The 24,229-nt window shown below is 69.6% G+C and carries 29 protein-coding genes; 10 read left to right on the forward strand and 19 right to left on the reverse strand.

Annotated elements, in window-relative coordinates; genetic code table 11:
* The first annotated feature begins 10 nt into the window (after window positions 1-10).
* Complete coding sequence (locus AB0E90_RS00870) at window positions 11-520, forward strand: winged helix-turn-helix domain-containing protein (RefSeq protein WP_360397540.1); 510 nt, start codon at window positions 11-13, stop codon at window positions 518-520.
* 172 nt (window positions 521-692) lie between these two features.
* Window positions 693-1,598 carry a hypothetical protein gene (locus AB0E90_RS00875; protein ID WP_360397542.1) on the forward strand — a complete coding sequence of 302 codons (906 nt, stop codon included), beginning with the start codon at window positions 693-695 and terminating at the stop codon, window positions 1,596-1,598.
* 12 nt (window positions 1,599-1,610) lie between these two features.
* Here AB0E90_RS00875 and pdxY read toward each other — a convergent pair whose 3' ends face one another.
* A complete protein-coding gene (gene pdxY / locus AB0E90_RS00880; RefSeq protein ID WP_360397544.1) occupies window positions 1,611-2,462 on the reverse strand; it encodes a pyridoxal kinase PdxY in 852 nt (283 codons plus the stop codon).
* A gap of 28 nt (window positions 2,463-2,490) precedes the next feature.
* Window positions 2,491-2,862, reverse strand: coding sequence for a DUF4267 domain-containing protein (locus AB0E90_RS00885; protein ID WP_360397546.1), 372 nt, complete (start codon window positions 2,860-2,862; stop codon window positions 2,491-2,493).
* A gap of 86 nt (window positions 2,863-2,948) precedes the next feature.
* Between AB0E90_RS00885 and AB0E90_RS00890 the strand changes: the two genes are divergently transcribed.
* Window positions 2,949-3,521: a TetR/AcrR family transcriptional regulator gene (locus AB0E90_RS00890; RefSeq protein ID WP_360397548.1), complete on the forward strand. Its 573-nt coding sequence runs from the start codon at window positions 2,949-2,951 to the stop codon at window positions 3,519-3,521.
* A gap of 537 nt (window positions 3,522-4,058) precedes the next feature.
* Here the strand turns inward: AB0E90_RS00890 and AB0E90_RS00895 are convergent.
* The 7 genes from AB0E90_RS00895 to AB0E90_RS00925 all read right to left on the reverse strand — a co-directional run bounded on the left by AB0E90_RS00895 (window position 4,059) and on the right by AB0E90_RS00925 (window position 10,755).
* Window positions 4,059-4,460, reverse strand: a complete 402-nt coding sequence (locus AB0E90_RS00895) for a nuclear transport factor 2 family protein (protein WP_360397550.1) — start codon at window positions 4,458-4,460, stop codon at window positions 4,059-4,061.
* Window positions 4,461-4,483: 23 nt separating this feature from the next.
* Window positions 4,484-5,215 carry a phosphotransferase gene (locus tag AB0E90_RS00900; protein WP_360397552.1) on the reverse strand — a complete coding sequence of 244 codons (732 nt, stop codon included), beginning with the start codon at window positions 5,213-5,215 and terminating at the stop codon, window positions 4,484-4,486.
* Window positions 5,215-5,571, reverse strand: a complete 357-nt coding sequence (locus AB0E90_RS00905) for a nuclear transport factor 2 family protein (RefSeq protein ID WP_360397554.1) — start codon at window positions 5,569-5,571, stop codon at window positions 5,215-5,217. Before AB0E90_RS00905 ends, AB0E90_RS00900 begins: the two co-directional genes overlap by 1 nt.
* Window positions 5,568-5,834 (reverse strand): hypothetical protein, encoded by a 267-nt coding sequence (locus AB0E90_RS00910; RefSeq protein ID WP_360397556.1) that lies wholly within the window; start codon window positions 5,832-5,834, stop codon window positions 5,568-5,570. The genes AB0E90_RS00905 and AB0E90_RS00910 overlap by 4 nt, the downstream gene beginning before the upstream one ends.
* Before the next feature lie 524 nt (window positions 5,835-6,358).
* Window positions 6,359-8,029 carry a long-chain-fatty-acid--CoA ligase gene (locus AB0E90_RS00915; RefSeq protein WP_360397558.1) on the reverse strand — a complete coding sequence of 557 codons (1,671 nt, stop codon included), beginning with the start codon at window positions 8,027-8,029 and terminating at the stop codon, window positions 6,359-6,361.
* A 52-nt stretch (window positions 8,030-8,081) separates the two neighbouring features.
* Entirely contained in the window at window positions 8,082-9,359 is a 1,278-nt protein-coding gene (locus AB0E90_RS00920; RefSeq protein WP_360397560.1) for a PKD domain containing protein, read from the reverse strand.
* A 136-nt stretch (window positions 9,360-9,495) separates the two neighbouring features.
* Window positions 9,496-10,755 carry a CHAP domain-containing protein gene (locus AB0E90_RS00925; RefSeq protein ID WP_360397562.1) on the reverse strand — a complete coding sequence of 420 codons (1,260 nt, stop codon included), beginning with the start codon at window positions 10,753-10,755 and terminating at the stop codon, window positions 9,496-9,498.
* A 393-nt stretch (window positions 10,756-11,148) separates the two neighbouring features.
* On the opposite strand from AB0E90_RS00925, the gene AB0E90_RS00930 reads away from it, so the two are divergent.
* Window positions 11,149-12,042, forward strand: a complete 894-nt coding sequence (locus tag AB0E90_RS00930) for a GyrI-like domain-containing protein (RefSeq protein WP_360397564.1) — start codon at window positions 11,149-11,151, stop codon at window positions 12,040-12,042.
* Between the two features lie 260 nt (window positions 12,043-12,302).
* Here AB0E90_RS00930 and AB0E90_RS00935 read toward each other — a convergent pair whose 3' ends face one another.
* On the reverse strand, window positions 12,303-12,899 hold the full coding sequence (locus AB0E90_RS00935; RefSeq protein ID WP_360397566.1) for a TetR family transcriptional regulator: 597 nt from the start codon (window positions 12,897-12,899) through the stop codon (window positions 12,303-12,305).
* The gene (locus AB0E90_RS00940) at window positions 12,896-14,053 is read right to left on the reverse strand and encodes an alkane 1-monooxygenase (RefSeq protein ID WP_360397568.1); all 1,158 of its coding nucleotides are present in this window, start codon (window positions 14,051-14,053) and stop codon (window positions 12,896-12,898) included. The genes AB0E90_RS00935 and AB0E90_RS00940 overlap by 4 nt, the downstream gene beginning before the upstream one ends.
* A gap of 102 nt (window positions 14,054-14,155) precedes the next feature.
* Between AB0E90_RS00940 and AB0E90_RS00945 the strand changes: the two genes are divergently transcribed.
* Window positions 14,156-14,392 (forward strand): cell division protein CrgA, encoded by a 237-nt coding sequence (locus tag AB0E90_RS00945; protein ID WP_360397570.1) that lies wholly within the window; start codon window positions 14,156-14,158, stop codon window positions 14,390-14,392.
* Window positions 14,393-14,588: 196 nt separating this feature from the next.
* Here AB0E90_RS00945 and AB0E90_RS00950 read toward each other — a convergent pair whose 3' ends face one another.
* On the reverse strand, window positions 14,589-15,029 hold the full coding sequence (locus AB0E90_RS00950; RefSeq protein WP_360397572.1) for a hypothetical protein: 441 nt from the start codon (window positions 15,027-15,029) through the stop codon (window positions 14,589-14,591).
* A gap of 104 nt (window positions 15,030-15,133) precedes the next feature.
* On the opposite strand from AB0E90_RS00950, the gene AB0E90_RS00955 reads away from it, so the two are divergent.
* Window positions 15,134-15,394, forward strand: a complete 261-nt coding sequence (locus AB0E90_RS00955; protein ID WP_360397574.1) for a hypothetical protein — start codon at window positions 15,134-15,136, stop codon at window positions 15,392-15,394.
* On the opposite strand, the gene AB0E90_RS00960 is transcribed toward AB0E90_RS00955, so the two are convergent.
* The gene (locus tag AB0E90_RS00960) at window positions 15,391-16,464 is read right to left on the reverse strand and encodes a PIN domain-containing protein (RefSeq protein ID WP_360397576.1); all 1,074 of its coding nucleotides are present in this window, start codon (window positions 16,462-16,464) and stop codon (window positions 15,391-15,393) included. The two genes, AB0E90_RS00955 and AB0E90_RS00960, sit on opposite strands and share 4 nt — an antisense overlap.
* A gap of 218 nt (window positions 16,465-16,682) precedes the next feature.
* Here AB0E90_RS00960 and AB0E90_RS00965 point away from each other — a divergent pair, with 218 nt between their 5' ends.
* The 4 genes from AB0E90_RS00965 (at window position 16,683) to AB0E90_RS00980 (ending at window position 19,039) form a co-directional block, all read left to right on the forward strand.
* Window positions 16,683-17,402: a pectate lyase gene (locus AB0E90_RS00965; RefSeq protein ID WP_360397578.1), complete on the forward strand. Its 720-nt coding sequence runs from the start codon at window positions 16,683-16,685 to the stop codon at window positions 17,400-17,402.
* Window positions 17,403-17,508: 106 nt separating this feature from the next.
* Window positions 17,509-17,847, forward strand: a complete 339-nt coding sequence (locus AB0E90_RS00970; protein ID WP_360397580.1) for a hypothetical protein — start codon at window positions 17,509-17,511, stop codon at window positions 17,845-17,847.
* A gap of 4 nt (window positions 17,848-17,851) precedes the next feature.
* Window positions 17,852-18,631: an alpha/beta hydrolase gene (locus AB0E90_RS00975; protein ID WP_360397582.1), complete on the forward strand. Its 780-nt coding sequence runs from the start codon at window positions 17,852-17,854 to the stop codon at window positions 18,629-18,631.
* Window positions 18,632-18,898: 267 nt separating this feature from the next.
* A complete protein-coding gene (locus AB0E90_RS00980) occupies window positions 18,899-19,039 on the forward strand; it encodes a hypothetical protein (protein WP_360397584.1) in 141 nt (46 codons plus the stop codon).
* Here AB0E90_RS00980 and AB0E90_RS00985 read toward each other — a convergent pair.
* The 6 genes from AB0E90_RS00985 to AB0E90_RS01010 form a co-directional block, all read right to left on the reverse strand.
* A complete protein-coding gene (locus AB0E90_RS00985; RefSeq protein WP_360397586.1) occupies window positions 19,021-19,779 on the reverse strand; it encodes a hypothetical protein in 759 nt (252 codons plus the stop codon). The two genes, AB0E90_RS00980 and AB0E90_RS00985, sit on opposite strands and share 19 nt — an antisense overlap.
* 9 nt (window positions 19,780-19,788) lie before the next feature.
* Window positions 19,789-20,352 (reverse strand): dihydrofolate reductase family protein, encoded by a 564-nt coding sequence (locus AB0E90_RS00990; protein WP_360397588.1) that lies wholly within the window; start codon window positions 20,350-20,352, stop codon window positions 19,789-19,791.
* 232 nt (window positions 20,353-20,584) lie between these two features.
* Complete coding sequence (locus AB0E90_RS00995; protein WP_360397590.1) at window positions 20,585-21,094, reverse strand: FxsA family protein; 510 nt, start codon at window positions 21,092-21,094, stop codon at window positions 20,585-20,587.
* Between the two features lie 93 nt (window positions 21,095-21,187).
* Window positions 21,188-22,138 carry a class I mannose-6-phosphate isomerase gene (locus tag AB0E90_RS01000; RefSeq protein ID WP_360397592.1) on the reverse strand — a complete coding sequence of 317 codons (951 nt, stop codon included), beginning with the start codon at window positions 22,136-22,138 and terminating at the stop codon, window positions 21,188-21,190.
* Window positions 22,135-23,340 (reverse strand): ADP-dependent glucokinase/phosphofructokinase, encoded by a 1,206-nt coding sequence (locus tag AB0E90_RS01005; protein WP_360397594.1) that lies wholly within the window; start codon window positions 23,338-23,340, stop codon window positions 22,135-22,137. The genes AB0E90_RS01000 and AB0E90_RS01005 overlap by 4 nt, the downstream gene beginning before the upstream one ends.
* 1 nt (window position 23,341) lies before the next feature.
* Entirely contained in the window at window positions 23,342-24,208 is an 867-nt protein-coding gene (locus AB0E90_RS01010; protein ID WP_360397596.1) for a ketose-bisphosphate aldolase, read from the reverse strand.
* Window positions 24,209-24,229 lie beyond the last annotated feature (21 nt).

The following is a 24,229-nucleotide window of genomic DNA, read 5'->3' on the forward strand; positions in this document are numbered from 1 at the left end:
CAGTTCCCCGGTGCAGGAAGATCTGGTAATCCGCGATCCCGGCCAGTTCAAGGCGCTCGGCCACCCGCTGCGGCATCGGCTGCTCGTCGCGCTGCGGCAACGGCCGGCGACCCTGGGGCAGCTCGCGGCGGCGCTCGACGCCACCAAGGGCACCATCGGCTACCACATCAAAACCTTGGAACGGGCCGGTTTGGTGCGGGTGGCAAGCACCCGCCGGGTGCGCGGCGGCACCGAGCAGTACTACGAGCCCACCAGTGAACGGCTGCGCATCGCCGCGGACGCCCCGGTCGGCGGTGATTTCCTGGTGCGGGCCGCGCTGAACGAGATGCTCCCGCCCGACGAGTCGGCGCCGGACATCACCCACCTGCGGCACGTCCGTCTCAGCACCGAGCAGGCCCGCGCCCTCGCGGCGAGCCTCGCCGAGTTCAGCGACCAGGTCCCGACCGGCCAGGAAACCGGCGTGGCCTACGGCGTACTGCTCAGCCTCTATCGCGCGGACATTCCCACGCTTCCCCTTTGATAATAGGTATTATCGTCTTGACCAGCATCATCGGCGCCGACGAGACTTCGATGCGTCCCCGCCGGCGCCGGCCGTCCACTTCGGCGCCGGGACCGCCTCAGTCCCGGAGGCCGCTCCCATGGAACGACGTACGCTAATTGCTGGATTTGCCGGCTTTGCGGGTTTGGCCGGTGTGGGTGTGCCCGCCGCCGCGCAGGCCGCCGGACCGGCCGGCATGCCCACCTACACCTATCTGCGTGACGCGCTCAAGCTGCCGCTGCGCTACAACCCGACCGGGGAGTTCATCTTCCCGTGCATCCGCGGCGTCTACGACAAGGTCAGCGGCGCGCGCAGCCGCTATTACCTCTATTACGCGCCGCACGAGAAGCCCGGCGGCATCTGCGTCGCCGGCGCCGACTCGCTCGACGGGCCGTTCTCCGAGTACTCGAACAACCCGATCATCGACAACGTGCTGCCCAGCACCACCGTCTCGCACGTGTCGTCACCGCACGTGACCTGGGACGCGGCGACGAAACAGTTCTTCCTCTATTTCCACGGCGAGAACACCACGACCCGGGTGGCGCGATCTTCCGACGGACTCACCTTCCGCGACGAGACCCCCATCCTGAGTACGCGTCTGGTGCCCGGCCTCACCGAGACCTCGTACGCGCGGGTGTTCGAACAGGCGATCCCGGGGCGGGGCAACAAATACACGATGGTCTACATGGGAGTGCTAGCCGGCAAACGGCGCATCTACCACGGCTGGTCGCCGAACGGCTGGGATCAGTGGCAGTTCGCCCAGACGCCGCTGGTCAACCCGGAGCCGGACGGGCTGACCGACATCTCGGGGCCGTCGCTGGTGGTCCGCAACAGCACGGTCTACGTGGCCTACCACGGCAACGACGGCAAGATGCGGCTCACCGAGGTGGGCCCGAGCTTCGACCGGGAGAACCACCTCGGGGTCTTCTACTCCCCCGTGGCCTCGGACAACGGCCGCGCGGCGGCGCCGTCGTTCGGCACCGACGGCGGCGTGCAGTACATGTTCTACGAGGCCGGCCCGCGGCTGGGCGCCCGCATCTGCATCGCCCGGGCCGCCTGAGCCGGTTGCCGGTCAGCGCAGCCGGCGGCTGACCAGCCCGGCCGGCGGGTCGGCGATCATGTCCTGCGCCGCGATCAACGCGAGTTCCCGGGAGCCCGCCGCGAGCGTCGCCTCCAAGATTGCAAAGACCGATGCGACGGTACGTTCCAACGCCGTCGCCGGCGATCTGGTCGTCAGGAGATGCGCCAGGTAGAGGGCCGCGGTCACGTCGCCGCCGCCGTTGGGGGTGATCGGCAGCAGCGGCGTGGTCACCGCCCAGGCCCCCTCGTCGGAGACGGCCACCACATCCACCGTCCCGGTCGGCGCGTCACCGTGCACCACGCTGGTGACCAGCACGTGCCGCGGCCCCGTCGCGCGGACCACGTCGACCGCGGCCAGCACCTCGGCGAGCGTCGTCGTCACCCGGCCGGCGAGGAAGTCCAGCTCGAAGTGGTTGGGGGTGATGATGTCCGCGCGCGGGACGACGACGTCCCGCATGTACTGCGGGATGCCCGCGCGGACGAACAGTCCACGGCCGACGTCGCCCATCACCGGATCGCAGCAGTAGACCGCGGCCGGGTTGGCCGCCTTGACCTGCTCCACGGCGTCGAGGATCACCGCGCCCACCGCCGGGTCGCCCTGGTATCCGGACAGCACCGCGTCGGCGGTGCCGAGAACGCCGCGATCCGCGATGCCGGCGATCACCTCGGCCACGTCGGCAGGCGCCAGCAGCGGGCCGCGCCAGGCGCCGTACCCCGTGTGGTTGGAGAAGTGGACGGTGAGCACCGGCCACACCTCGTGCCCGAGGCGCTGCAGGGCGAAGGCCGCGGCGGAGTTGCCGACGTAGCCGTAGGCCACCGAGGACTGGATGGAAAGGATCTTCACGCGCTCATCATTCCCGTTCGGGCCCCGGTCAGACCGCGAACAACAGGGCAGCGCTGATCAGGACGACCACAGCGGTAGCGAAATGGATGCCGAAGGCGGTGGCCTTGCTGCCGCCGTGGCGCAGGACGTTCAGCGTGTCGCCCAGCGGCAGCAGGCCGGCGACAAGCATGAACCACGCCTCCGCCTGCGCACCGGAGAACGCGAGGAGGGCCAGGCCGACCAGGCCGTACCCGAGGTCGCGAAGGCCCTTGACCGTCAGATAGGCGCCGGCCTGGTCGAACCGGGCCGGCACGCCGTAACCGGCCGCGGCGGCCTCGGGCGCCAGGAGGAACCGGGCCCCGATGAAGGCGATGAAGAGGTTGAGCACGATGGCGAGCCCGTAGGCGACCGTGGTGAGCATGACGACTCCTTTGCTAGCGCCGCTAGAATATAGAGCGACACTAACACTCAACCGATAGCACTTCTAGTGCCGCTAGGATCCCTGTCATGTCGATTCGAGAGCGCCGTGAGCGCGAACGCGCGGAGCGCGAGCGGCTGATCATCGGCACCGCCCGCGAGCTCGCCGAGGCCGAGGGCTGGGACGCGGTCACCACCCGCCGGCTCGCCGAGCAGATCGAGTACAGCCAGCCGGTGCTCTACAGCCACTTCAAGGGCAAGGACGCCATCATGGCCGCGGTGGCGGTGGAGGGCTTCGCCGAGCTGGCCACCGAGCTGCGGGCGGCCCGGACCGGCGCACCCACCCCGCAGGCGTCGCTGGCCGCGGTCGCCGCGGCGTACGCGCTGTTCGCCGAGACCCGCCCGGTTCTGTACGAGGCGATGTTCACCAACACCGTCGCGCTGACCTTTGCGAGCCCGGAGACGCCGGCCGCGCTGCAGGAGGGGTTCGGCGAGCTCCGCGAGGCACTGCGCCCGCTGGCCGGCAACGACGACCTCGAAGCCCGCACCGAGGTCTTCTGGGCCGGCCTGCACGGCCTGATGACGCTGACCCGCAGCGGCCGGCTACGCCCCGAGGACCACGAACGGCGGCTGGCCCTGCTGCTGCACAGCTTCAACGGCTAGGGCTGTCCCAGGACTCTTCCAAGGCCGCCGCGACGAGCCCCGACGCCTTCGGACCCATGCCGTGCAGCCGCGCCGGCTCCACCCGGGAAACACCGGCCAGCTGGCTCAACTTGCGCGCTTCGCGGTCAAGGTCAGGTTCCCTTCTCCCTTGCGCGCCGCGCGCTGGCCGCGCTCCGCCCGGAGGCGCGCGAAGGCCCGATTTCAAGAAAAGCGTCCTCTCCCGCACAACGAAGGCCCTACATGCAGGAAAAACGGCCTCACCTACCGCCGCGCGTGTCGCTCACGCTCCCTTTTGCGTACGCGCTGCCCCACTCCCGTGCCAGCCGGTCCCGGCAGGCGCAACTCACCCTCCGCGCGCCCGCTACGGCCGGGCCCGACCCCGACGCCCTCCCGACCGCCGACAGGCCCCGGGATCAACGGCCCTGACCCGGGCGAACACCAGCCTGACCGGCGACGTGCGCAAGGCCCTCGGCCTGCCGGAGGGCGCGGTGGTCACTGGCGCAACTCCGCGCTAGCCGCGATCAGCGCGCGGGTGGGTCATTCCCGCAGGGGCGTGCGCCGGGGGCGGACGATGCGGTGGGTGACGCGCCAGCCGGCCGCCGTCCGTTCGACGGTGTCCTCGTAGGTGACGCTGCCGACCGATCCGTCCGCCATGATTCCGAGTCCTTTGGACAGCGCGTGGACCTGCCCGTCCGCCGTCTCGCGCAGGACGATGTTGGTCACGTGATGGGCGACCGGGTTGCGGTCGGCGAGGGTGAGCGCGGCTTCGCGGATCGCCGCGAGACCGGCCAGCACACCACCGCCGAGGGCGGAGACGTCGTAGGTGACGTCCGCCGCGAACAGAGCCGCCAGGCCGTCGAAGTCACCGCGGTCGGTCAGGTGCCCGTGCAGGTTGATCAGGTCGGTGATCGCGATCCGGTCATCAATAGTCAGTGCCACGGTGAATCTCCTGTCTAACTCGCTCAGACCGGTCGGACCTCGGCGAGGCGCTTGACCGAGTAGTCGTCGTCCCAGCAGACGGCGGCCTCCCAGGCGGCGGACGCCTGCGCGGCGATGTCGTGTGCGGCGTCGTCGAGGGCGGCCGCGTTGCCGGGCAGCACGAGGTCGAGGTCGGGGACGTCGACGTGCGACTCGTCCCAGTCGATCAGGGCGACCCGGTCCGCGGTCATCCGGACGTTGCGCGGGTTGGGGTCGCCGTGCACGACGCAGGTCGGGCGGCCGGCGAGCCGCGCCCACGCCGCCCGGCATCGCGCCACCCCTTCCGCGGGCATCGCGCCGAGGTCGACCTTCGTCCCGGTCTCGGTGTGCAGCAGGTCGGTCGACGAACGCCAGCCCGGGCGCTGCGGCCGGCCCTGGGTCAGCCGATGCACCTCGCGGAGCGTGCCGGCCACCCGGCGCCAGTCGGCCGGCGACTCGGGCGGCCCGCCCTCCAGGTAGGTCATCACCACCAGACCGCCCGCGAACAACCGGCCGCCGGTGGCCGGGATCGGCAGCGGCACGGTCAGGCCTTCCCGGTCGAGGTGTTGCATCAGCCCGGTCTCCCAGGCGAGATCGGCGTCGCTCCGGGCGCCGAGACGAGCGACCGCGAGACGCCCGCCGACGCGCACACTCCACACGTCGTTGGCGACTCCGCCGGTGAGCGGTTCGATGCGGGCGACGTCGTCACCCCACTGGCGGAGCGCCTCCCACCCCATCAGTTGAGGGAGCTGAACTGGATGCCCGCCAGCCGCCAGCCGCCGGGCAGCTCGACCCAGGTCTGGCTGACCCGGGTGGTCAGCGCCATCTGCTGGCCGCGCCACACGGACTCACTCCGCTGGACACAGCGGACGATGGCCGCGTGACCGTAGTGGCACACCTCGACGTCGCTGCTCTCCATGCTGGTGTAGGCGAAGTCGGCGAACTTGCCGAGCCACTGCGCCTTGTCCAGCACGTAGCCCTGCTCGCCGATCGACCGGAAGTCGTCCGCCAGCAACGTGTCCAGCGCGTCGGTGTCGGCGTGCAGCTCGGCCTCCTCGAAGGCTCGCTGAAGCCGGCGGATGTCGGAGTTCATGAGCCGATCCTGCCCGCCACCACCGCGGCGCCTCGCTTCGGGGCCAGCGCACCGGACAGCAGCGGGAAGATCAGCGCCAGCGTCGCCGCCGCGCCCAGGCCGGAGATGACGAACAGCCAGCGGCCACCGACCGCGCCCAGCAGCGCGGCGCCGGCGAGACGGGCGAGGGCCTGACCGGCCACTGCGACCACGACCGCCCAGCTCAGGCCGGTCAGCACGGCGCCGGCGGAGCCGTGCCGTCCAGTACCGATGAAATGCCGCATTTATGAATAGCCCCCGCGGCTTTGCACATTTATGCAATGCCATCGTCCCCCGCGATTGCCTGCTATTCGGTGTCCGGTTCACTACAGCGAACAGCTATTTCGGCCGACGACAAGGTCGGTCTATCGTCGACCCAATCGCCATTCCGAATCGATCGAAACCGGGGGAACAAAATGATCAAGCAAAGCATGCGCACCTGGGCCGGACCGACCCGCTAGGCCTCTTCTCAATGATCTGGCCGCGCCATTCACCGGTGCGGCTGGACCAGCACCCTGCCACCATTCCGAGAGGAGACCCGATGACCGCAACCGTGACCTGGCGCCGCATGACGCTGGCGCTTATGACGCTGGCCAGCCTGGCCCTGCTGCTCTACACCGTCGGCGCACCCTACGAACACGGAGGCTGATCCCCATGACACTCGCCCGGCGCCGCATCGCCCGAGCGCTCCTCACCCTGGCCACCCTGGGCCTGCTGCTCTACACCATCGGCGCGCCACACACCCACGGCGGCTGACGGGGCAACGTCGTCAGGTGAGCAGCTCGTCGCGCACCTGACGACGCAGCACCTTGCCGATCTGGCTGCGCGGCAGTTCCGTGGCGATCTCGATCCGGCGCGGCGCCTTGTAGCCGGACAGCCGCTCCCGCGCCCATCGCAGCAACGCCTCCGGGTCCACCGACGCCCCCTCGGCCGCAACGACAACGGCGACAACCTCTTCGCCCGTACGCTCGGAAGGCAGCCCGACCACGGCGGCGTCCTCGACGTCGGGGTGACCCCGCAGGACGTCCTCGACCTCGGACGGATAGACGTTGAAGCCGCCGGTGATGATCAGCTCCTTGACCCGGTCGACGATGGACAGGAAACCGTCGTCGCTCATCACCGCGATGTCACCGGTCCGGATCCAGCCGCCCGGCAGCAGCACCGCCTCGGTCTCGGCCGGCAGATTCCAGTAGCCCGCGAACACCTGCGGCCCCTGCAACAGCAGCTCCCCCGGCTCCCCGGCCGGCACGTCGCGGGCCACGTCGTCCCGATCGGCGATGCGGACCCGGGTGGACGGGTAGGGCACACCGATCGAGCCGGCCCGGCGCCGTTCCGACATCGGGTTGCCAACCGTGATCGGCGAGGTCTCGGTCATGCCGTACCCCTCGATGAGCAGCCCTCCGGTCAGCGCCTCCCAGGTCTCGACGGTCTTCGGCGGCAGCGGCATCGCACCGCTGATCGCATACCGGATCGAGCTCAGGTCGGCGCCTCGGGACCGGGCGGCCGCGGCCAGCCGGTCGTACATCGGTGGCACGCCCGGAAAGAACGTCGGCGGCCGCCGCTTGGCCGCGTCGAGCACCATGCCCACGTCGAAGCGCGGCAGCAGGACGATGGTCGCCGCGATCTGCACCGCCGTGGTCAGGCACAACGTCAGCCCGTACGCATGGAACAGCGGAAGCACCGCGTAGAAGGTCTCGCCCCCATCGCGTAGGCCGGGCACCCAGACACGGCTCTGTTCGGCGTTAGCCGCCAGGTTCTTATGGGTGAGAATGGCGCCCTTGGGCGTGCCGCTGGTGCCACCGGTGTATTGCAGCAGGGCGGTGTCGCCGACGCCCGGCCCGGCCACGGACTCGGCGATCGGTGACGCCGCGGCGACGATCGTCTCCCAGCGCAGCGCGCCGGCTGGCAGCGCCCCGTGCATCTCGGCCCGCGTCTTGCGCGCGGCCGGCAGCGGCAGCCGCAGCGCGAGCCGCTTCACCAGCGGCAGCGCGGCGGTCAGGTCGACCCCGACGACGGTGCGGACCGAGGAGCCGGCGATGGTCGCGGCCACCTTGTCCCAGCAGATCGCGACGGCCGCGCCGTGATCGGCGAGCTGATGGGCCAGCTCGTCCGCGGTGTAGAGCGGATTGTGCTCGACCACGATCGCACCCAGGCGCAGCACCGCGTAGAAGGCGACCACGTGCTGCGGGCAGTTCGGCAGGATCAGCGCCACCCGGTCCCCCGGCTTGACCCCGATCCCCCGCAATGCTTCCGCGGCCCGCGCGACCTGGTCACCGAGCTGCGCGTAGGTGGTGGTGGCCCCGAGGAAGTCGAGCGCGACCCGGCCGGGGAAGCGGGCGACGGCAGCGTCCAGGTTCGCGGTCAGCGCCCGGGTGGGCTCGGCGATGTCGGCCGGGACGCCCTCCGGATAGGCCGCCAGCCAGGGCCGGTCGTCCACCATGATGCCTCCGGAGAAACCTACGGTTGCGTAACTTGCCGCGAAGCCTACCGACTCATCCGAGCGGGAACATGCCGATCCGGCCGTGATACTCGTGACCCAGCTCGTCGGTGTCCGAACCGACCAGCAACCCCTGCGGAACCGGCAGGAGGACGCGCACGCCGGTGCCGCGGCTGCGGGTCGGATTCCAGGTGAGCGCACGTCCGGTGGCGGAGTCGACGGCGCCGATGCCGGGCCGGGAGACGGCACCGGGCCCGGGCCGGAAGTCGGGCGGCTCGCCGACGTTCTTGGTCTTGTGTCCGTCCGGGTTGTCGAGGTATTCCTGGTGACCGCCGAGATAGACGGCGGCCCCGGTGACGGCGACGGCGAACAGCGAGTTGCCGCCGGTGTGCTGCACCCAGAACGGGTCGTGCTGCCCCGTCCCGGCGGCCTGGAAGCGGACGGCGGAATCGCACAGATTCTGCGACGTGCCGCCGGTGGTGACGACCACGAACCAGGACCCGTCCGGCGCGAACTTGACCTGCCGCAGGTACGCGTCGTAGCCCTTCTGGCACGGCTTCTGGAAGGCGTCGGTGTACCACCCGGTCACGGCTGCCGCCGGACCGGAGATGTCGAGCAGGGCGATCTGGTTGCGTTGCAGCGACCGGACACCGAGAAATCCGCCGATCACCACGAGCGACCGCCCGTCCGGCGAGACGTCGAGGTTCTCCACGTGGGTCCGGTGCGGGTTCGCCGAGGTCAGCCCGGCGTCGAAGTCGGGGTCGACCCGCCCGCCGACCGCATCCACCCGGGCCAGGCCGACCCGTCGCACACCGTTGACCGAGCCGAACGTGCCACCCACGTAGAGCTGCCGCCCCCGCCGGGCCAGCGTCTGCACGAAGCCGCGATCGATCGAGGCGCGGAACGAGCTCAGCCGCCCACCGTCCAGTCCGACCCGGGCCACCCCGCGCTGCGCGCTGCCGTTCACCCGCCCGAACGCCCCACCCGCGTAGACGGTGCCGTCGTCCCCGGCCGCCAAGGCGTAGACCGGCCCGTCCACCACCGGCGCGAACGCCCGGATCGCCCCGCTGCGCAGATCAAAGGCGAAAAGATTCCGGCGGGCGTACGTGTACCGCCGGGAACTGTCGGCAACGGCGGTGAACGCTCCCCCGACGACCACGGTGTCCCCGACGACGGCCAGCGCCCAGACCGTGCCGTCCAGAACATGCGGGGTGTAGTCGACCGGGTTCTCGGACACCACGGAGGGTTGCGCGAGATCAGCGGCGGCCGACGACGCCCCGCAGGCGATGACCGCGAGAACCACGAGGGCACCGGCGAGTAGACGGCGTCGCATCACAGCTCCCGATAGGAGAAAATGGGATGAACCATCGTCAAAACTATCTTAATGGCATCGCGTAACGGGAAGTGACCAACCTGCTCGGCCCGACGCATGGATGACGGCGCGTCGAGCCGAGCAGGGGCGTCGAAGGTCAGGCGACCGGGCGGGCGTAACCCGAGATCACCTTCGGGCCGAACTTGGCGCTCCGGGTGACGGTGCTCCGGACGATCTTTCCGCCGGTGAAGTTGCCGTCGATCGTGGTCACCGAGCTGGTGCCGACCGCCACGACGAGGTCCACATGGCTGGCGTAGGTGCTTCCGCTGTTCACGTCGTAGACGATCGCGTCGCCGGGCTGGACACCGGCCAGGCCGCTGCCGGGCACCCACGTGCGGTGGCTGTCCCCGTACTTCTTGAAGGAGATCGCGCCCGGCGTGAGGCCGGAGGTGTTCGCTCCGGACTGTCCCCAGACCCAGCGGGCGAAGTCGGCGCACCAGTCCTCGCTGCGCCATCCGGGCCCGCCGGAGCACGGGGTGCCGGTCTGGCCGGCGCCGGAGTAGAAGTTGCAGAGACTGGGCTTCGCGACGTTGTTGCGGCCGCTGTTGTTCAATTCCGCGGTGGCGGTCGTGGCGATCCGGGAACGCAGATCGCTCGGCGACGACGTGCCCGGGTCACCGTTTCCGCGGAAGAGGACACTGCCGAAGGCGTACATCTGACCGGCGCCCGACATGGCGGCCATGCCCCGCCCGTCGGGGGTGATCGCCACGGTTGCCATGCCACCGGAGAACCCGGTCGGGTTCGTGCGGGCGGGCGCGGTGCCGTAGGCGTAGAACTGCCCGGCCGACGACACGGCAACCAGGCCCTGACCGTCGCCGGTAAGGGTCGCGCTCGTCATCGTGCCGGTGAACCCGGCCGGATTGCGCTGGGCCCGGGCGGTGCCATAGGCGTAGAACTGGCCGGCCGACGACATGGCCAGCGCGCCCTGCCCGTCCGCGGTGAGGGAAACGCTGACCATGCTGCCGCCGAAACCGACGACATTCGGCTGCGGGTGTGCGGTTCCGTAGGCGTAGAACTGCCCGGCCGACGACATGGCCAGGACGCCGTGCCCGTCAGCGGTGACAGCCACACTGACCATCCGGCCGGAAAAGCCGACCACGTTCGGCTGCGGGCGCGCGGTTCCGTAGGCATAGAACTGACCGGCCGACGTCATGGCCAGCGCGCCCTGCCCGTCGGCGGTCATCGCAAGCCCGGTGAATTGGCCGGAGAATCCGCTCGGATTCGGCCAGGGGTGGGCCGTTCCGTAGGCGTAGAACTCGCCCGTCGCGGAAATCAGCAGATAACCCTGGCCGTCCCCGGTGACGTCCATGCCGGCGAATGTTCGGGTCGCGGCCTGCGCCGGTGCGCCGATGAGCATCAGGGCGCCGGTAATGAAGAGTGCTGCCCAGCACCACGCTCGTGTTCTGCGAAACAAGGGGACTCCCAATGGTCGAGGTTTCGTGTCCAAAGGCTGGTCCGCAGCGGCAGATTGCAGGACCGGCCGCGAGTGCTGAATCAAATCAACCGTTCGGCAGCGCGACACCCGCGTCGATGCATTCGGCGTCGAGTCGCAAGTCATCCGGCATTGGTGAATAGAATTCGGCTACGACCGAGGAATCGAGCCACTCGTTCGAATGACCACCGCCACGGCAGGGCCGCCGACAGAATGGCCGTCAGGTCTGGACGCATGGGCTGGGTGATCGGATCGGACGGCAATCGTCGGGCGCCGGCGGGGTGTTCCCGGCCAGGGTTGATGTCGAAGGGAGGCCTCGTGATCTCGGCACTCAACGGGCTCGTCGACCTGGTCGAGGAGCAGCTCACGGCGGAGCTGGACGTCAGCGGCCTGGCCGCGAAGCTCGGCACCACCGAGTACCACCTGCGCCGGATGTTCTCGTCGCTGGCCGGCATGCCGCTGTCGGAGTACGTTCGCCGCCGCCGGATGACCGTGGCCGCCGCCGACGTCATCCGGAGCACGGACGATCTGCTGGCCATCGCGGTCCGCTACGGATACGGCTCGACCGAGGCGTTCGGGCGGGCGTTCCGGGCGGTCCACGGCGCCGGCGCCGGTGAGGTACGCCGCGACGGCGGCCCCCTTCGCACACAACCGCAGCTCAGGTTCCGCCTGACCGTCGAAGGGAGCATCCCCATGGACACCCGCATCGCCGACCGTCCCGCGTTCCGGCTCATCGGGCACGCCGCTCGCGTGCCGCTGATCCACCAGGGCATCAATCCACACATCCAGCAGCACGTCGCCGCGTTGCCGGTGGAGGAGTCACTGCGGCTGAAAGAGCTGAGCGACACCGAGCCGGCCGGGCTGCTCGCCGTCAGCGATGACCTCGATCCCGACCGGGCCGAGGGCAGCGAGCTGACCTACCTGCACGGCGTCGCCCTCTCCGGCGCCGTGCCCGTGCCCGGCGACCTCGACGTCATCGAGGTGCCGGCCGGCCGGTGGGCGGTCTTCCGCAGCAGCGGGCCCTATCCGCAGGCCCTGCAGCAGACCTGGGCGGCCACCGCGACCGAGTGGTTCCCGGCCAACCCCTGGCGGCTGCGGCCCGGTCCGGAGATCGTCGCGGTGCTCGAGCGGGCGGCCGACTTCAGCACCGCCACCTGTGAGCTGTGGCTGCCGGTCGAGCCGGCTTCTACAGCGCCCGGTCCAACAGGGTGACCAGGACGGTTGCGTACCGGCCGTCGGGGTCGAGGTCCGGGCGGAAGTCGGCGATGCTGGCGTCGCCTGCCCGAGGCCGACCAGGGCGGCCGGGCCGGGCCCGGTGAGCACGGCCAGTTCCGAGTCGGCGGTCTCGCCGGTGTCCGATTCCCGGGCGTCGAGGCAGTCCGGGTGGCCGTCGACGAGCCACAGGGCGACCTCGCGAACGGCCGGCCGCAGATGGGCGAAGACACCGAGGAGGAGGCTGCAGTCACCGCCGATCACGGCCGGCCCTTCTCGACCAGCTGCCGGATGAACGGGCCGAGCACCCGCATCACGTCGCCGGTGGTGGTCTGCGGGTCGGCGGCCGGGGCGGTGGCGTGGCTGATCGCCAGGCGGACGACCGTTTCCGCGAAGAGCAGCACGTCGGCGGAGTCGAGGTCGGGCCAGTGCTCGCCGATCGCGCTGACCACCCGCTCGACGGCGACCTGGCGCACCGGCAACCCGGCCGTGGTGACCAGCGGGAGCAGGCCGTCGTCACCGGCGAGGATGCCCTTGACCATGAGGTTGTCGGTGGCGACGGTGAGGAAGGCTTCGAAGGCAGCGGTCGCGGCGGCCAGCGGGTCGGCGCGGTTGGCGGCCAGGGCGGAGTCGACCGCTGCGAGCAGGCGGTCGGCCTCGCGTAAGACGTACTGCTGGCCCAGCTCTTCGCGGTTTCCGAACTGCTGATAGACGGTCTGGCGACTCACCCCGGCGGCGTCGGCCACGTCGGCCATCCGGGTGCGGCGCCAGCCCCGATCGATCACGAGGCGCTCGACGGCGTCGAGGATCGCGTCGCGCATGCCGGCCCGCGCCCGCTCCGCATAGCTCTGCTTCACCGTGCCATTTTCACCCGTGCGGTCAGCCGCGCGCGGGCCGGCTCGTGCACGTTGGCCAGATCGACGTCGCCGTCGTAGTGCGCGATCACCATGGGGTCCATGATGCGCCGCCAGATCGGCGGGAACAGCGCCAGGACGATCATCGTGGCGTAGCCGGCCGGAAGCTGCGGCGAGGTGTCGAACGTCCGCAGGATCTGGTAACGCCGGATCGGATTGGCGTGATGGTCGCTGTGCCGCTGCAACTGGTACAGGAAGATGTTGGTGATCAGGCGATTGCTGTTCCAGCTGTGCTGCTCGTCGACGCGCTCGTAACGGCCGGTGTCGCCGCCGGACCGCTGCCGGCGCAGGCCGTAATGCTCCAGGTAGTTGACGACCTCAAGGAACGAGAACCCGATCACCGCCTGAACAATCAAGAACGGCAGCACGATCATCCCGTACGCGCTGGTCAGCACCGCGAACAGCACGACCGTCATGGCCCACGCGTTGAGCACGTCGTTACGCACCGTCCACGGGTTGCGGTGACGCAACCGGAAGCGGGACGTCTCGAGATGCCACGCCGAGCGCAGACTGCCGAGCACCGTGCGTGGCCAGAACCGCCAGAAGCTCTCCCCCAGCCGCGAGCTCGCCGGATCTTCAGGCGTGGCGACCCGGCTGTGGTGACCCCGGTTGTGCTCCACATAGAAGTGGCCGTACCCGGTCGGGGCCAGCGCGATCTTGGAGAGCCACCGCTCGGCGTCCTCCCGTTTGTGGCCCAGCTCGTGGGCCGCGTTGATGGCGATCCCGTTGACCGCCCCGACCGTCACCAGCACACCGAGCCGGCCGGCCCAGCCGAGCCCGCCGCCGGCCCACTGCCAGGCGCCGAGCACCAGGCCGGCCAGCTGCAGCGGCAGGTAGAGGTAGGTGAGCCAGCGGTAGTAGCGGTCGGACTGCAGTGCCTTGGCGACGTCCTCCGGCGGATTGCCGACATCGTCGCCGCCGAAGATGTCGATGACCGGGATGAGCACGAAGACCACCCCGGGGGTGAGCCACCACCAGCCCTGCAGGCCGGTCCGGTCGACGATGCCGTAACTGACGAACGGAAGCAGCGGCACGACGATCGCGGACGGCCAGAGATAGCGCCGCGCGTCTCGCCAGACGGATCGATTCTCAGGCATGGCCCGACTGTGACACCGCTCACCATGATTTACAAGAGAGCAGATTTTGTAAGCCTTGCTGTCACGGTTCCCATTTCTGTCAAGCAGGGCTAGCGTGCGAACATGGCGCACTCGTCCGCACAGCCGTCCGGCCCCTGGCTCGGCGCGTTGATCACCGCTTGCCCACTGCTGGCCGCGGCCTGGCTGCTCGCCTACACACTGCTGCGGCTGCCGTTCCTCGAGCCGCTCGGCGGCTGGAACTACGCCGGCCCGCTGGCCCTGATCATCGCGGTCGGCCTCCTCGGCCGCGTCTGGCACGGCGACAATTACGTACGCCCGACCAGCACGTCCCGCCTCTGAACTCAGCGCCCCGGCAACAAACCGCTCCCGCGCGACAACGAGGAACGGCCCGTCCTGCGTGATGTCCATCGTGATCCTGATCCGAGTGCAGGTATGTCGCGAACACTCTGGCGACGCACTCAGCTTTCCACGCTCAGACGTCCGCTTCCCAGCAGCTCGGGCCGCTCCACCGCATCAGCTGACGGCGACCGCCCGGTCAGCAGATGTCGAGGATGGCGGGATTGTCGTAGCTGTAGGTGCCGCCCCAGACGGTGGCGTTGTCGCCGTAGACGTAGGCGATCATGCCGACCGGGTAGTAGATGTCGTAGTGGTACGCGCCGTCCTCGGCGCCGCCCTTGTCGGGGTAGTCGATGTAGGAGCACGGCGACGCGATCGGCGACGGCCAGATGCGAATCTTGGCGCTGACCCCGTCGGCCTTCTTGTCCGCCACGATCAGGTGCTTCTGACCGTTGCCGTACGGGTCCGCATAGAAGGTGATCTTGTAATCGGCTTGCCGGCTGCCCAGCAACGTGTCGTGGTGCCGGCGCTCGGTCACCGCGGCGTACGCGCCGGATCCGGTGGCGGCCAGCAGGCCGATGGTCACGACCACGGCGGCCAGGATCGCCCGGCCGGCGCCACCTGCGCGGTTCGTCGTCATCTACGCGTCTCCTCTGTGTTCAACGATGTGCGTGCGTATTGATGACGGTGATACCGGCCCGCACGGTTACAACAATTTCTCCTTCGATGCGAGAGGATGCGCCGATGGCAGACGGGTCGTGGTGGATTCCGCTCGCGTCGAGCGCGCTCGGCGTCGCAGGCGCCCTCGGCGGGACCTGGCTGACGCAGGCCCGGACGAACGCCCGCGAGGACCGGCAGTGGCAGCGGCAGCGCATCGACAAGCTCCGCGACACCAGCCGTGCTGCGGGCCACCAAATGGGACCCGGCCGACCCGGGCAGGCCGGAGCCGCGATCGTCGCGACGCAGGATCTGCTCCGGGCGCTCTCCCACGCGGTGGACGTCTAGGCGCGCGTCTCCGCGGTCAGCAGGTAGTCGTCGTTGTCGGCGCTCCATTCCAGGCCGACCGCGCCGCTGGTGGCCGCCGCCTTGCAGAACTGGAGGAAGCTGCGGTAGCCGAGCTTCTTCTCACTGAAGTCCGGAACGATCTTGCGCACCTTGTTTTTCAGACCGGACAGCGCCACCGCCCCGTCGTGCCCGGCCAGGTCGAAGACCACGCTGCGGAGCAGGCTGAACGCGCGTTCCCGATCGCCGTGCTCCGGCAGCCCGACCTCGGGGTCGCCCTTCACCGAGCCGGCGATCAGCTCGACGACGTTGCGCCCGGCGAGGAAGCGGAGCAGCTCCCCGAAGGCACGGAAGCCGTAGTCCGCCTCGTTGAAGGTGGGGTCCTTCCGCAGCAGCGTGCGCTTGAGCGTCGACGCGGTGACCGCCCCGCTGGAGCTGCTCTGCAGGCCGGCCACGGTCTGCGCGACCAGGGCGGCGAGCGTGTCGACGTCGCGGACCGGCGCCTCCTCCGCGACCGGCTCCGGCTCCCGCTGCGTCGGCTGCTCGGCGACCGGAGGTTCGGCCGGGCGGCCGCGCCGGGGCCGGGCCGGCTGGATCTCGACGCCCTCCAGCCGGTCGTAATAGAGGAACTCGTCGCAGGCCGGCGGCAGCAGCGCGGACGTCGACTTCTCCACGCCGACCCCGATGACCCGCTTGTTCAGCTCGCGAAGCTTGTGGACCAGCGGGGTGAAGTCGCTGTCGCCGGTGCACAGTACGAAGGTCGAGATGTAGGACCGTTCGAACGCGACCTCGAGGGCGTCCACCACCATCTTGATGTCGGCGGCGTTCTTCCGCGACGCCCCCAGCCGCTGCGGCATGTCGATCAGCTCGACGTGCGACCGGGTGAGCATCCGGCGGTCCTCGTCGAAGTACGACCAGTCCGCGTACGCCCGGCGAACCACCACCCGGCCCCGCTCGGCGAGCGCGTCGGCAACCGGCCGCAGCTGAAATGACATGCCGCCGAGGTGTTCACGGGCGCTGATCGCCAGGTTCTCGTAGTCGATGAACAGCGCGATGCGTTCCTCATGATCCACGAGGTCACCCTACGCCCCACCGCCCGGGCGGGTTTGCATAGGTTTGCATAACTAACGCGTTTACGCTTGTCAATAGGCTGTTGCAGTATTCCTAGCCTTGAACAAAGCACCGATTAAATATCTGTTAAGACATTCCCTGGTATCGATCTGTTTTCGGACCTGTTGCGGCGGCATATGTTCCTCCGGTACGTCCCACCTTGACCGGAAGAAGGCAATTGATGAAAAGATCACGCTTGCTCATCGGGGCGGCGGTGCTGGCCACGGCCCTGGCCGGCTCGATCGCGGTGGTCGGTGCGGCATCCGCCGCGACCGACGTGAAGGTCACCGCCTCGATCAAGGTGACCGGCACGTTCGACGGTGACGGTAACCGCTACATCGGCTCCGGCGACCTCGGCAGCGGCGGTCAGGCCGAGGGCCAGGACCCGATCTTCGACCTGGCCGCCGGCGCGACCCTGAAGAACGTCATCCTGGGTTCCCCGGCCGCCGACGGCGTGCACTGCGCGGGCAGCTGCAACCTGACCAACGTCGTCTGGCAGGACGTCGGCGAGGACGCCGCCACCTTCCGCGGCACCAACGCGACCGTCGTGGTCAGCGGCGGCAGCGCGGCGAGCGCGTCGGACAAGGTGTTCCAGGACAACCGCGGCGCCGGCGGTTCGGTGACCATCAAGAACTTCAAGGTCAGCAACTTCGGCAAGCTCTACCGCTCCTGCGGCAACTGCTCCACCCAGGCCGCCCGCAAGGTCACCATCACCGGCGTCACCGCGACCGGCGGCAAGGTGATCGCCGGCGTCAACACCAACTACGGCGACGTCGCGACGCTGAAGAGCAACAGCATCGGCAGCATCCCCACGTGCTGGCTCTACACCGGCAACAGCACCGGCGCCGAGCCGGTGAAGACCGGCTCCGGCGCGAACGGCAAGAACTGCATCGTCTCCTGACGGCAGACCACCCCCCAGGTGTACGGCGAAACGCTCGGCTGGCGTGTCCAGCCGAGCGTTTCGCGTCAACCCACGGCCGGATGACTCCCGTGCGATAGTGCCGATCGTGAACTTCCCTCTGGACGCGCTGGAACCGGCGGTGCTGGCACGAGCCGCGACCTGGGAGCGCCTGGGTCTCGAATGGCGAATCCGCCCGGTCGACCCGAACCACGACAAGCCGGTGGTGGCCAGCGAGTTCGAGTCGGCGACCTGGCTGGGCAGCGTGCTGGTCTGGATCAGCGGAGAAGCCGAGCTCGACGCCGTCCGCCTCGCCGACGACCAGGCGATCAGCAAGCACTACGACCCGACCGCCCCGGCCGGCCTGGAGGCGCTGCTCGACGAGCTGGAAGCCCTGCTGACCACCGGCCGCGTTCCCGACGCCGCCATGGTGGGTCGCCTAGCGTAGGCGTATGGCCATCATCGGTACCGCCGCCGGCGTCCCCTTCACCGCGCTGCCACCCGCCGCCGGCGGGCCCGCCCCGCTCGTCGTCACCTGGCACATGATGGACGCACCGTGCACCGACGAGGCGTTCGCCGCCGCGTTGCCGCTGTCCGGCGTCGAGGCATGGCGCATCCATCTGGGCATGCCCTGGTGCGGCCCCCGGTCGTACCCCGAAGGCTACGAGCTGTCCCGCCGCGACCCGATGATGCTCTACGTGGACCCGGTGGTGCGCCAGGCCGCCGACGAGTTCCCCGCCGCCCTGGCCGACCTGCGGAAACGCTTCCCGATCACCGACGCCCCGATCGGAGTCGTCGGCGGCTCGCTGGGCGGCGCGGTCGCCCTCACGGTGACCGCGAGCAAAGTGGTGCCGGTGGCCGCGCTGGCCGTGGTCAACGCCGCCATCCGCGCCTCATCGGTCGTCGAGCTCGTCTCGGGACTCTCCGAGCAGCCCTACCCGTGGAACGACTCCGCCCGCGCCGCCGCCGACCGGCTCGACTTCGTCGCCCGCGCCACCGACCTGCACAGCACAGCACTGCTGGTCGTCAGCGGCGACGAGGACTACCCGGCCTTCCGAGCCGACGCCGCAGCCCTGGCCGCAGCCGTGCCGAACGCGCAGCTGACGACGGTGCCCGGCCTGGCGCACCCGCTGGCCGAACGCCCCGGCGACCAACCCGCGCCCCAGACCCCAGAGGCCGCAACGGTCGACGCGGCGATCACCGCCTGGTTCACCACGCACCTCACCACCTGAAGACACCCCACCGGTACGAATGTCATGGGCGCAGACGTAGATTTCGGCCCCGCCACCGGCGCTCGCGGTCCACGAAGGTCGAACCATGCACACCGCCCGCGTGGTCGTCCCCTACCTCTGCGCCGCCATGGTCATCTGGTCCGGAGTCCGCCTCATCCAGGAACGACTCGGCACCGAGAACCGCCCACCCACCGCGGCCAGCTGGCCGCCTGCGCGGCCCTCTACATCTTCCGAGGCCCGAACCCGACGTTGCGCCTCCAACTGCTGATGATCCCCGCGGCAACCGCATTCCTCTGCGCCCTGACCAACAACCACGGCATCGGCCTGCTGACCGGCTGCGCACTCGGCGCGGCTTTAGCCGCCCTGCACTTCCCGGTGCCCGGCCACGCTCAGGTCGAGCCCGCGTGATCGTTGCCCGCCGGCGGTGCAGCGAGGACGGGAGCAAGCCGAGCCGAAAGAGCGGGATCCACCAGTGAGATCTCTGTCGTCAGTGCGCTCGTGGCCGCGTCGAGAGCACGGACCAGTTCAGCTTCATCGAGAACGCGGACCAGAGTGCCGGCCAGCGAGGCCGTCACCTCGGCGGGCAGCAGGTGGGCGCCCTTCGCGTAACTGGTGGGATGGCCCAGGCGCAGACACGCCAGAGCGAGGATCTGGCCGCGCAAGGCACTGATCCACTGCTCGGCCTGCCACCACCGGCGCCGCCGGATGCAAACGCCCGCGTGGAGGGCATGGTGCCAGGCCAGCCCGGTCAGATTCCGGCGACTCGGCGCCAGCACATCCTTCTCCGGAGCCGGGTGCCCGAAGACGGTCCGCCAGCTCGGACCTTGCGGACCGAATTCCGCAGCGGGCACGAACCCCACGTCGAGCTCGAGCCGATCCGACATGAGGAATACCCGGTACACCGCGGGACCGGCCGGCAGGTCCCAATGGTGCACCGCATCGAAATCACGGTAGATCAGTTCGGTCCACCGGCGCATGCTCGTCTCGAGCGAGCCCTCGACCCCGAACACCAGGTCGATGTCCGACCACCGATCACCGCCGTCGACAGCATGAGATCCCGTCACCGCGGCACCGACGATCGCGGCATCACCGCCGGCCAGGCTCAGCAGCCGATCGCGTACGGCGTCGCGCTGCTCGACCGTGAACATGGCTGTCGTTCACTGTCCGAGAAGGCGGTAGCGGAGTTGCACGACGCCGTTGCGGAATCGGCGCTCATCGAGGAGCTCGAGGTCGGCGCGCACGCCGGTCGGGAGCCCCGGTTTGCCTCCGCCGAGGACAACGGGCAGGACGACCAACAGGCACTCGTCGACCAGCCCGGCCTGGAAAGCCTGCGCCGCGAGGTTGGCCCCGCCCACCATGAGATCGCGGCCGGACGTGGCCTTCAATTCGCGCACCGCGGCGGGATCGAAACGGCGTTCGAGCCGGGTGCCGGCGGTCGACACCGCGGCGAGCGTCGTGGAATAGACGACCTTGCCAGCCGCCTGCCAGGCGCTCGCGAAGTCAGCCGTGAGGTCGGACCGCGCGGCCAGAGCGGCGTCGGTCTCCCAGACCGCCATCGCCTCGTACAGCCGGCGCCCGTAAAGAAACATGCCTACCGACCGCAGGAGCTCGGTGTGGAACGCGAACACCTCGTCGCCGGTCGGGAACCAGTTGATCCCGCCGCCTTCGTCCTCGATGAACCCGTCAAGCGACACGTTCGTCACGTAGATGAGCTTGGCCATGCCGTTACCTCTCGTCGGTCGGTCGAAGCTACCTGTCCTACGAACGACCGGTGTCAGATCCGACACCCCGCCAGAAAAGTCCCCACTAGTGACAGCCCGGCTGAGCGACGACACCTCACCGCCGGCCCTGGCCAGGTGGCTTACCTCGCGGTGTCAGCCTTCGGCGGCATCACGATCGTTGTATTCACGGGCGATGAGCCCGGGCGGCCGTCGTCGCGGATGTCGACGGCGGTCAGCCGGCCTCGCCCTCGATCGCTCCGGCCGGCGCACGTGATGCCGATCGGTCAGCGGCGGCATCGCCGGTATGCACGCGGACCCGCCGCGGGCCGAACAGATCGTCTTCGCCGGGGAGGGACCGTTCCACGGAGCGGCGGATCAGCAGGCGGCTCGGCGGGAGCAGCAGCACCAGCCCCAGCATCGCGGTGAAGAAGCCGGGGAATGTCAGCAGCACCGCACCGAAGATGCCGACCATCGAGTCGGTGACCGCCGGGCCCGCGGGATGGCCGTCGTCGGTGTACGCCCGGACCCGGCTTCGCGCACGAGCGCGTTCGTGACGCAGCACGAGGGCACCGGCCAGGCTGCCGGTGACGAGAAGGACGGTCGCCCAGACGGCACCGATGGTGCGGGTGACTTCCACAAACGTCGCGATCTCGAGGACGGTCACCACGACCAGCGTCACCGCCGCCGGGAGCACCCACATGTTCGCAACCGCGGGACGCAGCTCGAGGCTACGACCTTGCATCTCGGCCTCCGGCGGCTCGCTGCTTTCGCACACGCTAGCAGCGGCTGCCGATCGGCAACGGCGGCCCGGCACCGGGAGCCCCCGGGCAAGCGCTCAGCGCGACGCGGCCAGGCGGACGGCCTCGACCTGTCCATCAAGGACAAGAGCTCCGGCGGCGTACGGGATCAGCAGGGTGTCCCCGCTTCGGACCGGAAGGTCGTCGCTTGCGCCGCTCAACCGCCCGGAGCCACCGACCACGACCAGGATGCTGAAGCCCCGTTCGACGCGATCGCCGCCGTAGAGCCGGCGGGCGTCGAAGAACTCGTCGGCCGCCGGTGGGAGCAGCCGGGCGGCCGTACCGCGGAGGCCGTCGAGAAGCGCCGGATTCCAGGCCCCGCGGTCGACACAACCCAGGGCCAGGTCGTACCCCAGACCGAGGTGGCCGTCGGCCAGGCCGAACCCTTCGTATTCGAGCAACACCGAGAAGTCGGTCGGCTCCTGGATCTCGACCAGCAGGATGCCGTCGCCGATCGCGTGCGGCAGCCCGGCCGGGCAGAGGATCGCGTCGCCGGCCGCGACCGGGATCCGGTTGGTCGCCTCGAGCATCTCGCCGGTCTTCTGCCCCTCGACCCAGCCGGCCAGCTCCTCGGAAGAAACATCACGGGCAAAACCGAGATGGACGTACGCGTCGGGCCGTGCCGAGACGATCACCCACGCTTCGGTCTTCCCGTACGGCGAGGCCAGGTGCGCGTTGGCGAAGCGCCGGTCCGGGTGCACGTGGAGAGGCAGCCGCTGACCGGCGTCGAGCAGTTTGACCAGCACCCCGGTGTCGGTGCGACCCGGCCCCAGCCACCAGGCCGGGTCGGCGGCGATCGCCTCGGCCAGCGTGCGCCCGTCGGCCAGCGTGGACAGCCCCGACGGCGCCAGGTCGAACCGGCTGGTCACCGAGCCCACCCAGTCTTCCGGGCGGTCGGCCAACGCCGGCACGTTGCGGAACTCGGCGATCCGGCCGGCGCCGCGGTAGAACGTCTCGGGTTGGTTGGCGGGCAGCGCCTCGACGGTCATTGTTTCTCCTTGGTGCGAGCGGCGAGTGCGGCGAGGAAGCCGCCGACGAACGTGTCGCCGAGTCCGACCGTAGTGGGGTTCTCGACGTCGAGCGCGAACCCGGGAACGCACCGGACGACGTCGCCCAGGTAGGAGCGCAGCGCCGCCGCGAAGGCGACCGACTCGGGCCGGCGCGGCCCGGAGCGCAGCCGCTCGACATCGGCGGAGGTGAAGTCGTCGCCGTGGACGTAGCGGGTGGCGGCCATGACGGTGCCGGTGTCGAGCGCGTCGGTGTAGTCGCCCGCGCCGAGGGCGAGCGCCCAGTACTTGGTGTGCAGCACCAGCGTCGGCACCGGGATGAGCGCGTGCACGGCGGTGAGCGCGTCGGCGACGTCGGCCGGGTCGAGCAGGTCGACGGCACGACCGAGGTAGGACTGTAATTCGTCCTCGTTCATGCCGTACACATCGATGGTGGAGAGCAAGGCCTCGCGGACCCGGCGGCTGAAGGCCGGCTCGTGGTAGGCAGCGTCCTCGAAGTAGGTTGTCGCCTCCGGCGGCAGTTGCCGCATGTGGTCACGCAGCAGGGCGAGGCGCGCGTCGAGCTCGTCCGCCGAGCGCATCGCGTTGAACCCGGAGATCAGGAAGACCTCGGCGGACCGCAGCCGGTCGCCGAGGTCGGCGGTGAGCAGCATGTCGGCGTTGGCCGGGTCGTTGACGTAGATCAGCCGGTTCGGGAACGGGGCGTGGATGTCGATGTCGTTCGCCCGGATCCACAGGCCCTGGTCGTACTGGACGATCAGGTGCGGATAGAAGGTGTCCGCGCTGCCGCTGTTGATGTAATCGGAGTCGGCCGGCAGGAGCCGCCGGAACGTGTCGTTGACGCTGACCAGGTGCAGTGTCGACGAAACCCCCAGTTTGCTCATCAGAATGCCGGCCCGCACCGAGGTGCCGCCGAGGGTTTCCCGGTTCGGGAAGCGGTTGGCGAAGGTCGCCAGCGCCGGGGCGGAGGCGACGAAGTGTTCGCCCCCTCCGCCCCGGGCCACGTAGCCGAGGATCGACACCACGAGGTCCCGCTCGCCGGCCACCACCGGGGCCGGCGACGTCAGGTCCGCGGCGACGATGCCGTAGTCGACGATCAGCTGCTGCAAAGGAACCGCGGTCAGCTTCAGTTCGTAGTCGACACAGCCGCCGAGGCCCAGGACTACGCGAGACGCATCGGCCATGTCAGAACAGGGATCCCTTGCCGTCGGCGCCGAAGAGCTCGATCTTCTGGGCGGCGACGATCTTCATGGCGTCGATGCACGCGGGCTGGATGGCGTTGGGCTCGCGGACCTTCTCGTCGGTGCCCAGCACCTCGCGCATCTTGTTGTGGTACGCGACCTTGATGTCGGTCGAAATGTTGATCTTGTTGATGCCGATGCGCGCGGCCTCGCGGATCTCGTCGTCCGGGTTGTTCGAGCCACCGTGCAGCACCAGTGGGATCTGGACCCGGCTCTTGATCTCCTTGAGCAGGTCGAGCTTCAGCTCCGGCTTCAGGTTCTTCGGGAAGAAGCCGTGGTAGGTGCCGATCGCCACGGCGAGCGAGTCCACCCCGGTCTGCTCGACGAAGGTGACCGCGTCGTCCGGGTCGGTGTAGATGATTGTCGTGGTGCCCTCGGACTCGCCGTAGCTGTCGTTCGCGCCGATCGTGCCGAGCTCGGCCTCGACCGAGATGCCGAGCACGTGCGCGGAGTCGACGACCCTCTTCGAGATCGCGACGTTCTCGTCGAACGGCTTGGTCGAGGCGTCGAGCATCACCGAGGTGAAGCCGTACTGGAAGGCCTCGAGCATCTGCGCGTAGGTGGCGCCGTGGTCCCAGTGGATCGCGATCGGGATGCTCGACTTGTGCGCCCGCTCAACGATTCCCTTGATCATCTCGGGGCCGATGTGCTTCACCTCGTCCGGGTGGATCGCGACCATCAGCGGTGCGTTCGTCTCCTCGCTGATCTCCACGATTCCCTTGAACATCGCCCAGTCGCTGATGTTGAAGGCGGGTACCGCGAAGCCGTGCTCGTTGGCGACGTCGAGGATCGCTTTGCCGGTCGTCAGCATTACTGTGTTTCTCCTTTTGCT

It is taken from the genome of Actinoplanes sp. NPDC026619 (assembly GCF_040638295.1).
Classification (GTDB): Bacteria; Actinomycetota; Actinomycetes; order Mycobacteriales; family Micromonosporaceae; genus Actinoplanes.